Origin of the sequence: Kitasatospora sp. NPDC036755 (genome assembly GCF_040636595.1) — a bacterium.
In the GTDB taxonomy this organism is placed as follows: Bacteria; Actinomycetota; Actinomycetes; order Streptomycetales; family Streptomycetaceae; genus Kitasatospora.
Map to the genome: position 1 here is coordinate 1 of NZ_JBEZUT010000355.1, position 8,735 is coordinate 8,735.

Below are 8,735 nucleotides of genomic sequence, written 5' to 3' on the forward strand. Positions count from 1 at the left end.
GTCGCCGAGATCGACACCGCGCTCACCGAACTCGTCCGCGCCGAACTGCCGCTGGAGCGCGGCTGGCAGATCAAGGTGCGCGGAGCGGCGCTGCAGCGCCTCCTCCGCCCGCCGGCGCTGCTCCTCCCGGGCGAGCTCGCGCTGCCGCTGGAGCTCCGCCTGGGCGGCCGCCTCCTCGGCGAGCCGCCGGCGCTCGGCGGCCTCCGCGGCCAGCCGGGCCTCCTCCTTGGCGCGGCGCTCGGCCTCCTCGGCGGCGCGGCGCCGGGCTTCCTCCTCGGCCTTCTTCCGGGCTTCCTCCTCGGCCTTGCGCCGGGCCTCGGCGGCGGCCCGCTCGGCCTCCTCCTTGGCCAGCCGCTCCTGCTCCGCCTGCTCGGCCCGCAGCTGCGCCAGGACCTCCTGCCGCTTGCGCTCGGCGGCCTCCTCCTCGGCCTTCTTGCGGGCCTCCTCGGCGGCGCGGCGCTCGGCCTCCTCCTTGGCGAGCCGCTCCTGCTCGGCGCGGGCGGCCTTCTCCTGCTCGGAGAGCGGCAGCTCGCGGTCGAGCCGGTGCCGGATGGCGGTGGTGACGAAGCCGGGGGCCTGGCTGCCGTCCACGACCAGGTAGCGCGCCGGGTCGGCGGCGGCAAGGGCGAGGAAGCCGGCCCGGACCCGCTGGTGGAACTCGGTGGGCTCGGACTCCAGCCGGTCCAGCGCCTCGGTGAAGCGCTCGCGGGCCCTGGTCGGGTCGACGTCCAGGACGACGGTCAGGTCGGGCAGCAGCCCGCCGGTGGCCCAGCGGGAGATCCGCGCGACTTCGGTCGCGGCCAAGTCGCGCCCGGCGCCCTGGTAGGCGATGGAGGAGTCCATGTACCGGTCGGTGATCACCACGGCGCCGCGGGCGAGCGCCGGCCGGATGACGTTCTCGACGTGCTCGGCGCGGTCGGCGGCGTAGATCAGCGCCTCGGCGCGGTGCGACAGGCCGGTGTTGCCGACGTCCAGGACGAGGCCGCGCAGCCGCTGGCCGACCGGGCTGCCGCCGGGCTCACGGGTGAGCACGACCTCGTGCCCCTTGCCGCGGATCCACTCGGCGAGCGCCTGGGCCTGGGTGGACTTGCCGGCGCCGTCGCCGCCCTCCAGGGCGATGAAGAAGCCGGTGCCGGTGCCCCGGTGCGGTACCGGGCCGACCGGGCCGCGCACCGAGTCCACCAGGTCCCGGACGAACGGGGCGGTACCGCGCCGGTCGTCCGTGCGCAGCAGCACGACCGCGGCGAGCACCAGCGTGAGCAGCCCTGCGGTGGCGACGGCCAGGGCCGCGCCGCCGTGGATGAAGGTGAAGGAGCCGGGCTCGACGGTGCCGTACTCGACGTCCCCGTAGGCGGCGGCGATCAGCGGGACGACGACCAGCGCGGCGGCGACTACGGCCCTGAGCACGGCGAACAGGTGCTCGGTGACCTTCGGCAGCCGGGCCTCCTCGACCTCCTGGGCGAGCAGGGTCCGCCCGGCCGAGACGACGATCCCGGCGGCCAGGCCGGCCAGCACGGTGAGCAGCAGCACCAGCACGAAGTCCAGCACCAGCCCGGCGAGAATCAGCGCGACACCCTGGGTGAGCAGCGCCAGGGCGAGCAGCCGGCGGCGGGACAGCGAGGGCAGCGTGGCCCGGGTGAGCCGGGCGCCCAGGGCGGGCGTGCCGGCGGCGGCGAGCACCACAAGGCCGTAGCCGATCGGCCCGGCGCGGTGCTCGGCGGCGGTCAGCAGCGCGAGCGCGGCGACGCCCGCCATCGCGGCGTAGCCGGCCGCGACGGCGAAGGTGAAGTACGGGGCGCTGCCGGTGCGGCCCTTGCTCAGCGCGGGGCCGGGGGCGGCGTCGGTCGGCGCGCGCAGGCCCTGGAGCGGGGAGACCGGGGCGACTGACACCGGGCCGCCGGGCAGCTGCTGGAGGTAGCCGCGAACCGCCGAGGCGGCGAACAGCCCGGCCGCGCCGAGCGCCGCGAAGGTGAGCTGGTGGGCGCGGAGCCAGTCGGAGCCGAGGGCCGCGCCGATGTTGTTGAGGAGGGTGAGGACCACCAGGCCGGCGGCGCCGAGCGGCACCGTCACCCAACCGGTGAAGCGGTCGATGCCGCGGACGCTCTCCAGGTTGGCGGCAGCCGGTCGCCGCTCGGCGGCCGGGGCGTGGGGATCGGCCGAGGGCAGCAGGCCCGGGACGGCGGCGGCCTTGGTGATGCCCCAGACCCGCTCGGCGGCACCGGTCACGAACACGGAGGCGAGCAGGACGTAGGTGGCGGCCCCGGAGGGCTTGGCGGCGGAGCCCAGCCAGACGCTCCACCAGGGCGCGACGCCGAGCAGCAGGACGCGCAGCACGTCGGCGCCGAACAGCGTCCAGCGCCGGTCCAGCCGACCGGCCACCAGCTGGTGCACCGGGCCCAGCAGCGCGACACCGACCAGCCCGGTGGCCAGCACCCGGACGGCGAGGACCGCGGCGAGGGCGAAGGCGAGGCTGCGCGGCAGGCCGCCGAACTGGCCGCCCTGGGCGGCGGCGATCACGGTGAGCGCGAGCAGTACCAGCAGACCGAGCCGGTCGGCGGTGCCGCCGATCAGCTGGGTGGTCCACAGGCGCCGGTAGGCACGTGTCCGCAGCAACGCCCGGGCCCGGTCCGCCGGAGTCCCGGCGGGCGCGACATCGGGCAGGTCGGCCCGTGCGGCTCTGGCGGCCGGGGCGGCGCTGGGGGTGGGCTGCTCCTCGCTCGTCATACGGTCAGCGTAGCGGGCTGGACCTGGCCGGAATGAGGCGAACGGGCCTCCGGATCCCGCTCATCACCGGGTTGTGACGTTCCCCGCACAAGCCCGCCCGACCCCGGGCGTGTCCGACGCCCCCGCCGGGCGCGCGGCGCCGGGGCACCCGCCTCGCCACGCGCCGGTCCGACCCGGACCGCCGGACACGCGGCCGGGCCCGCACCCCCGGGATCGGGGGCACGGGCCCGGCCGCGGTGACCTGTGATCAGCCCTCTTCGGTGGCCGTGGTCGTGTCGGCCGCCGTCTTGCTCGCGGTGGTCTTGCTCGCGGCGGTCTTCTTGGCCGCCGTCTTCTTCGCCGCCGCCGTCTTGGTGGTGGTGGTCTTCTTCGCGGCGGTCTTCTTGGCGGCGGTCTTGGTCGCCGCGGTCTTGGCCGTGGTCGTCTTCTTGGCCGCGGCCTTCTTCGCCGGGGCCTTCTTCGCCGCCTTCTTCACCGGCCCGCGCGCCCGCTTCTCGGCGAGCAGCTCGTACCCGCGCTCCGGCGTGATGGTCTCGACGTCGTCGTCCTTGCGGAGCGTCGCGTTGGTCTCGCCGTCGGTCACGTACGGGCCGAAGCGGCCGTCCTTGACCACCACGGGACGCTCGCTGACCGGGTCGTTGCCCAGTTCCTTGAGCGGCGGGGCGGCGGCGGCCCGGCCGCGCTGCTTGGGCTGGGCGTAGATCGCCAGCGCCTCGTCGAGGGTGATCGTGAAGAGCTGGTCCTCGCTGGTGAGCGACCGGGAGTCGGTGCCGCGCTTGAGGTACGGGCCGTAGCGGCCGTTCTGCGCGGTGATCTCCGCACCCTCGGCGTCGGTGCCGACCACCCGCGGCAGCGAGAGCAGCCGCAGCGCGTCCTCCAGCGTGACGGTGTCCAGCGACATCGTCTTGAACAGCGAGGCGGTCCGCGGCTTGACCGCGTTCTTGCCGGTCTTCGGCGTGCCCTCGGGCAGGATCTCGGTCACGTACGGGCCGTAGCGGCCGTCCTTGGCGACCAGCATGTTGCCGCTGACCGGGTCCGGGCCGAGCTCGAAGTCACCGCTGGGCTTGGCCAGCAGCTCCTCGGCCAGCTCGACGGTCAGCTCGTCCGGCGGCAGCTCGTCCGGGATGTCGGCGCGCTGACCGGGCTCGCCCTCGACGGCCGAGGCGCGCTCGACGTACGGGCCGTAGCGGCCGACCCGCAGGGTGATGTCGTCGCTGACCTTGAACGAGCTGATCTCCCGGGCGTCGATCGCGCCGAGGTCGGTGACCAGTTCCTTCAGGCCGCCCAGGTGGTCGCCGTCGCCGTTGCCGGCCTCGGCGGCGCCGCCCGTGGCGTGGCCCTCGCCCTCGCCGAAGTAGAAGCGCTTCAGCCACGGCACGGACTTCGCCTCACCGGCGGCGATCCGGTCGAGGTCGTCCTCCATCTTGGCGGTGAAGTCGTAGTCGACCAGCCGGCCGAAGTGCTTCTCCAGCAGGTTGACCACGGCGAAGGAGAGGAACGACGGAACGAGCGCCGTCCCCTTCTTGAAGACGTACCGGCGCTGGATGATCGTGTCGATGATCGACGCGTAGGTGGAGGGGCGGCCGATCTCCCGGTCCTCCAGCTCCTTGACCAGCGAGGCCTCGGTGTAGCGGGCCGGCGGCTTGGTGGCGTGGCCCTCCGGGGTGATCCGCTCGGCGGCCAGCGGGTCACCCTGGGCGACCTGCGGCAGCCGGCGCTCGCGGTCGTCGAGCTCGGCGTTCGGGTCGTCGGCGCCCTCGACGTAGGCCTTGAGGAAGCCGTGGAAGGTGATGATCTTGCCGGAGGCGGAGAACTCGACGTCCCGGCCGTCGGCGGAGGTGCCGCCGACCCGGACGGTGACGGACTGGCCGACCGCGTCCTTCATCTGGGAGGCGACGGTGCGCATCCAGATCAGCTCGTACAGCCTGAAGTCGTCACCGGTCAGGCCGGTCTCGGCGGGGGTGCGGAAGCGGTCGCCGGACGGGCGGACGGCCTCGTGCGCCTCCTGAGCGTTCTTGACCTTGCTGGCGTAGGTGCGCGGGGCGTCCGGCAGGTAGTCGGCGCCGTACAGCTGGGTGACCTGGACCCGGGCGGCGGTGACCGCGGTGTCCGACAGCGTGGTGGAGTCGGTACGCATATAGGTGATGAAGCCGTTCTCATACAGCTTCTGAGCCACCTGCATGGTCCGCTTGGCACCGAAGCCCAGCTTGCGGCTGGCCTCCTGCTGCAGCGTGGTGGTGCGGAACGGCGCGTACGGCGAGCGGCGGTAGGGCTTGGACTCGACGCTGCGGACGGCGAACGCCGTCTGCTCCAGGGCGGCGGCCAGCTGACGGGCCGCCTGCTCGTCCAGGTGCAGGGTGTTCGCGCTGGCGCCCTTCAGCCGGCCGTCCTGGCCGAAGTCCCGGCCGCTGGCGATCCGCTTGCCGTCGACGGAGGCCAGCCGGGCCCCGAAGGTCTCCGGGTTGGCGGCGTCGGCCGGGGTGCGGCCGGTGCCGAAGGTGCCGACCAGATCCCAGTACGAGGCGGTGCGGAAGGCCATCCGCTCGCGCTCGCGCTCGACCACCAGGCGGGTGGCGACGGACTGCACGCGGCCCGCCGACAGCTTCGGCATGACCTTCTTCCACAGCACCGGCGAGACCTCGAAGCCGTACAGCCGGTCGAGGATGCGGCGGGTCTCCTGGGCGTCGACCAGGCGCTGGTTGAGCTCGCGCGGATTGGCCACGGCCTCCTGGATCGCCGACTTGGTGATCTCGTGGAACACCATGCGGTGCACCGGCACCTTGGGCTTCAGCACCTGCTGGAGGTGCCACGCGATGGCCTCGCCCTCGCGGTCCTCATCGGTGGCGAGGAAGAGCTCGTCGGACTCCGCGAGCAGCGACTTCAACTTGCTGACCTGGGACTTCTTGTCCGCGTTGACCACGTAGATGGGTGCGAAGTCGTGGTCGACGTCCACCCCGAGGCGGCGCACCTCGCCGGTGTACTTGTCCGGCACCTCGGCCGCGGTGCTGGGGAGGTCGCGGATGTGCCCGACGCTCGCCTCGACGATGTAGCCGGGGCCCAGGTAGCCCTTGATCGTCTTCGCCTTGGCCGGCGACTCGACAATGACGAGTCGCTGTCCGTGCGCGGTCTCGCTGCTCGGGGACACCTTCGCTCTTCTCTCCCGGTCCATATGTGGCTGGTCGGCGCCGGCAGCACGGGCTGCGCTCCGCCCGACCCCTCCACCGTCCCGGGGCTGCCGCGGCACGACACCCCCACCAGCGGAGTGTGACCGTACCCCGGCCACCCTTGTCAAACGGACGGATCCCGCTTTTTCACTTGCCGGGCTCACCGACGCCACTCGAACGGTAACCCGATGACGGAGGTTCGCGCCCCGCGGAGGGGGGCTTCGGCAGGTTCCGGAGGATGGAATGACGGATTTCAAGATCTGTCAACGGAAATATCGACGGGCGGGCGCGGGGTGCGGGCGCCGGCGGGTCGCCTTCCGTGGCCGTGCCCCGGGTCGCGGTGCGGACCGGTGCTCCGGGCCGCGTCGCGGATCGGTGCTCAGGGTCGCGCGGGCTCAGCCGCCGGCCGCGGCCAGGAGCCCGGCGCCCGCCGCCAGACAGCCCACCCCGAGGACGCTCCACAGCAGGTCGACGACGGCCGCCCGGCCGACCTCCCCGGACGCCAGCACCACCCGGCTCGGGCGCTGCGGGTCGTAACAGATCCGCACCGAGGCCCCGGGCGCGAAGCGGTCCGGACGGCGCAGCGGGGTGTGCCCGCGCGGTCGGGCGACCACGAGCCCCGCGATCCCGCACGCGCCCGGGCCGCCGACCGAGAGCGGCACCGAGAAGGAGAGCAGCGGCGCACTGTCCAACTGTCCGTGCACGTCGTCCTCGGCCACCACGGTGGCCACCGCCGACGCCCCCCGGCGACGCACCCGCAGGCGCAGGCCCGCTTCGGCGGCACACCAGAGCAGCAGCACGCCACCGAAGAGGGCGAGCACCGACCCGCCCACCATCGCCGTCGTCGTGTCCACCCCTGGCCCCCGGCTCCCCAGCTCTGTCCACAGCCTGTGGACAGAGCTTCGCAGCGGGGAGCCAACGGGAGACAGCCGCCCGGCGGCGGACGGACGAACCAGGGGGTACGGCCGGGTTAACCGTCCCGGTTCGGACCGGACCGAACCGGACCGGACCCCGCTCTCGACGGACCGGGGCCCGACGGAACCGGGTCCTGTCGCTCTGGGGGTCCTGCCGGTCCGGCGGGTCTGGGGGCCTGGGGGTCTGCTGGGGGTCTGGGCGGGCCGGCGGGTCCTGCCGGTCCGGCCTCAGCGGACCGGGTCGATGAACCCCTGCTCGGTCAGCAGGCGCAGCGACTCCGGGACCCGGTCCCGCAGGACCACCCGGTCCTCGCCGAGCAGCTGCGCGATGGCGTCCACGATCTCGCCCGCCGACAGCGTCCCGTCGCACACGCCGACGAAGCCGGCGCCCACGGTGTCCACCTTGGTGGCCCGCCTCATGCCGCGGTTGTGACGCAGGATCACGTGCTCCGGGTCCTCCGCGCCGGGCGCGCCGACCTGCTCCTGGACCACCTCGTCGGCCAGCACGTAGCGGGCCGCGAGCAGGCCCGCGTCGTCGTGCGAGCGGAGGAAGTCCTGCCGGTCGAACCAGGCCTCGATGTGCGGGCCGAGCGGCTGCTCCACCGGGTGCGGCCACTCCTCCACCCGGACGGTCGGGCGCTCGGCGCCGCTCGCCCGCAGGGTGATCCAGCCCATGCCGACGCCCTCGACCCGACCCGCCTCGAAGGCGTCCAGCCACTCGCCGTAGCGGGCCTGGTAGTCGCCGCCGGGGCCGCGGTGGTCACCGCCGTCGCGCAGCCACAACTCGGCGTACTGGGCCACGTCCTGGACCTCGCGCTGGACGATCCAGGCGTCCAGTCCGGTTCCCGCGGCCCAACCCGCCAGCCGCTCCTGCCAGTCCTCGCCCTTGATGTGCTGCCAGTTGGCGAGCAGCTGGCAGTAGCCGCCGGGCTCCAGGTGGTCGGCGGCCGAACGGACCAGGCTGCGGCACAGGTCGTCGCCGGCCATGCCGCCGTCGCGGTAGGTGAACCGGCCGGCCGGCGAGATGACGAACGGCGGGTTGGAGACGATCAGGTCGAACTTCCGCTCCCCGACCGGCTCGAAGAGGCTGCCGGCGGCCACCTCGGTGTTGTCGAAACCGGACAGCGCCAGGGTCAGCTCGGTGAAGCGCAGCGCGCGCGGGTTGAGGTCGGTGGCGGTGACGGTCCCGGCGTGCCGGGCGGCGTGCAGCGCCTGGACACCGGAACCCGAACCGAGGTCCAGCGCGGCCCGGACGGGGCGGCGCACAGCGATGTTGGCCAGCGTGGTCGAAGCGCCGCCGACCCCCAGCACCAGGTCCTTGCGGGCCACCCCGTGCGCGGTCTCACCGGAGCCGATGCCGCCCGCGCCGCCCACCGCGCAGCCCAGGTCGGAGACCACCCAGGCGTCCGAACTGGGCATGCCGGCCACCTCGTTGGCGTACGGCCGGACGTCGACGGTGGCGCGCACCAGGTCGCCGTCGGGGCGCAGCCAGCCGTCCGCCAGGCAGTCCTCCACCGGCAGCGCGGCGGCGGCCGCCCGGTACGGCACCGGCTGCTGCAGCAGGAACAGCCGCACCAGCGTCTCCAGCGGACTGCCACCGCGGGTCGCCCGCAGTGCCGGGACCGCCTCGCTGCGGGCCAACGCCGAATAGCCGGTGGGCCCGAGCAGGTCCAGGCACCCGTCGGCGGTGAACGAGGCGGCGAGCAGCGCCTCACGGAACTTGGCGAGGCGGGTCGGGTCGAGAACGGGGCTACTGATCACCCCGCCATTGTCCCCCGCCGCTCACCCTCCGGCCGCCCCTGCGCCCCGCGCCCACCGGACGGAAGCTCGCACCACCCCGCGCGCCCCCGGAAGCCCCCACGCGCCGCCCCGCGAGGGACGCCGAGTCGTCCGACGGCGGTGGGCCGCGCTCGGCGGCGCGGCGGCTCGGCGC

General features: G+C 74.3%; 4 protein-coding genes. All 4 read right to left on the reverse strand.

Annotated elements, in window-relative coordinates; all coding sequences use genetic code 11:
- A partial coding sequence (gene tmk, locus AB0E96_RS34780; RefSeq protein WP_359829793.1) for a dTMP kinase occupies positions 1 to 2,724 on the reverse strand: 2,724 nt, incomplete at its 3' end.
- 247 nt (positions 2,725 to 2,971) lie between these two features.
- On the reverse strand, positions 2,972 to 5,869 hold the full coding sequence (gene topA / locus AB0E96_RS34785) for a type I DNA topoisomerase (RefSeq protein ID WP_359829794.1): 2,898 nt from the start codon (positions 5,867 to 5,869) through the stop codon (positions 2,972 to 2,974).
- A 414-nt stretch (positions 5,870 to 6,283) separates the two neighbouring features.
- Positions 6,284 to 6,742, reverse strand: coding sequence for a DUF3592 domain-containing protein (locus tag AB0E96_RS34790; protein ID WP_359829795.1), 459 nt, complete (start codon positions 6,740 to 6,742; stop codon positions 6,284 to 6,286).
- A 288-nt stretch (positions 6,743 to 7,030) separates the two neighbouring features.
- Positions 7,031 to 8,563 carry a methyltransferase gene (locus tag AB0E96_RS34795; protein WP_359829796.1) on the reverse strand — a complete coding sequence of 511 codons (1,533 nt, stop codon included), beginning with the start codon at positions 8,561 to 8,563 and terminating at the stop codon, positions 7,031 to 7,033.
- Positions 8,564 to 8,735: the final 172 nt, after the last annotated feature.